The following is a 1,759-nucleotide window of genomic DNA, read 5'->3' on the forward strand; positions in this document are numbered from 1 at the left end:
CGAGCCGGCCGCGTTCCGGCGCCCTCCTCGGACGCGTCCCCCGGCCTCAGCCGGTGACGTCGACCCGTACCGTCATCAGCCCCGCGCCCAGCGCGCGCACCGCCGCGCTGTTGAACCGGGGCAGACTCCCGAGGCGCGCGCGAGCGTCGTCCTCCGGCATCAGGTGGGCGACGCCGGCGTGCCACCGGCCCCTGACCCGGATCCGCACCCGTGGGTCCGCCTTGATGTTCCGCACGTACTGCGACCGCTCGCCGTACTCGCTGACGAACCAGAACTCCCGCCCCGTCAGGCGGCCGCCGACCGGTGTCCTGCGCGGCAGCCCCGAGGTGCGCCCCGTGGTCTCCAGCAGGGTCTGGACGGGCAGCCGCCGCAGCAGCGGATTGCCGATCCGCCGCTGGAACGCCGTGACCGTCCGGTACTTCAGCTCGGGGTGGCGGGACATGCGAGACCTCATCTGTTCGGTACCCGTCAGCGTCCGGGTGGTCGGGCAACCGTCTCACGGCCGCCCGACGAGTCCGGTGCCGACCAGGCGACCGACGAGGCCGCGCTCCCCCTCGGTTCCAACGGGGGTGCCAGGCACGGTCGTCGGAGCGCGAGGCGCTACTCCCCCGCGTACGCCTTCTCCAGGGCGACGATGTCCAGCTTGGACATCCCCAGCATCGCCCGGGTCGTGCGGGCGGCCTTCTCCGGGTCCGGGTCGCTGATGAGGTCGATGAGGCGGGCCGGGACGACCTGCCAGGACAGGCCGTACTTGTCCTTGATCCAGCCACAGGGTCCGGCCTCGCCGCCGTCGTCGACGAACTTCTTCCAGTAGTGGTCCACCTCACCCTGGTCGTCGCAGTGGATCTGGAACGAGATCGCCTCGTCGAACGTGAACTGCGGGCCCCCGTTCACCGCGACGAACCGCTGCCCGTTGGCCTCGAACTCGGCCGCCAGCACGGTCCCGGCCGGCCCCGGACCGGCCTCCGTGTAGCGGCCGATCCGGCCGAGCCGGGAGTTCTTGAAGATCGATACGTAGTAGTGGGCGGCCTCCTCGGCCTGGCCGTCGAACCACAGACAGGTGGTGAAACCCTCGGCGGACATGCGTACCTCCTCGGACGGGGAACATCGGTCACCTGTGCAGACCGATCGTCGCCGCAAAACTCATCGGTGGCACGCACCGACCGGCCGCCGTGCGGAGAACCCGTCGGGCACGCACCGACCGTGGCGCCCGTACGGCGGCGTCACTGTCACTGCCGCGGTATCCGCCGCGGTCTCGGTCCCGGTCTCGGGATCCGCGCCACGCCGGGAGAAATCCAGCGGCGTGTGCGGGCGGCCCGGCGTTAGCATGCGCGGACATGACCCCTTCGGACGCCCCCCGCATCGAACCGTTCACCGTCGACTTCCCCCAGAGCGACCTCGACGACCTGCACCGACGCCTCGACCACATCCGCTGGCCCGACGAACTGCCCGGGGTCGGCTGGGCGTACGGCGTGCCCCGGGAGTACCTGCGGGAACTCGTCCGGTACTGGCGCCACACCTACGACTGGCCGGCGGCGCGGGACCGGCTGAACGCGTGGCCGCAGTTCACGACGGAGATCGACGGCGCGCGGATCCACTTCGCGCACATCCGCTCGCCGGAACCCTCGGCGACCCCGCTGATCATGACGCACGGCTGGCCGGGCTCGATCGTCGAGTTCACCGACGTCGTCGGCCCGTTGACCGATCCGCGCGCGCACGGCGGCGATCCGGCCGACGCGTTCCATCTGGTCGTACCGAG

The 1,759-nt window shown here is 71.5% G+C and carries 3 protein-coding genes; 1 reads left to right on the top strand and 2 read right to left on the bottom strand.

Going from position 1 to position 1,759, the window contains the following annotated elements:
* Nucleotides 1–46: 46 nt before the first annotated feature.
* Together ABZV34_RS39125 and ABZV34_RS39130 are read right to left on the bottom strand one after the other, a co-directional pair.
* Nucleotides 47–442 carry a nitroreductase/quinone reductase family protein gene (locus ABZV34_RS39125; RefSeq protein ID WP_356287955.1) on the bottom strand — a complete coding sequence of 132 codons (396 nt, stop codon included), beginning with the start codon at nt 440–442 and terminating at the stop codon, nt 47–49.
* Nucleotides 443–600: 158 nt separating this feature from the next.
* The gene (locus tag ABZV34_RS39130; RefSeq protein ID WP_356287958.1) at nt 601–1,083 is read right to left on the bottom strand and encodes a VOC family protein; all 483 of its coding nucleotides are present in this window, start codon (nt 1,081–1,083) and stop codon (nt 601–603) included.
* Nucleotides 1,084–1,337: 254 nt separating this feature from the next.
* Between ABZV34_RS39130 and ABZV34_RS39135 the strand changes: the two genes are divergently transcribed.
* On the top strand, nt 1,338–1,759 hold a 422-nt coding region (locus tag ABZV34_RS39135; protein WP_356287960.1), incomplete at its 3' end, for an epoxide hydrolase N-terminal domain-containing protein.

It is taken from the genome of Streptomyces sp. NPDC005195, assembly GCF_040608315.1.
In the GTDB taxonomy this organism is placed as follows: Bacteria; Actinomycetota; Actinomycetes; order Streptomycetales; family Streptomycetaceae; genus Streptomyces; species Streptomyces kaempferi.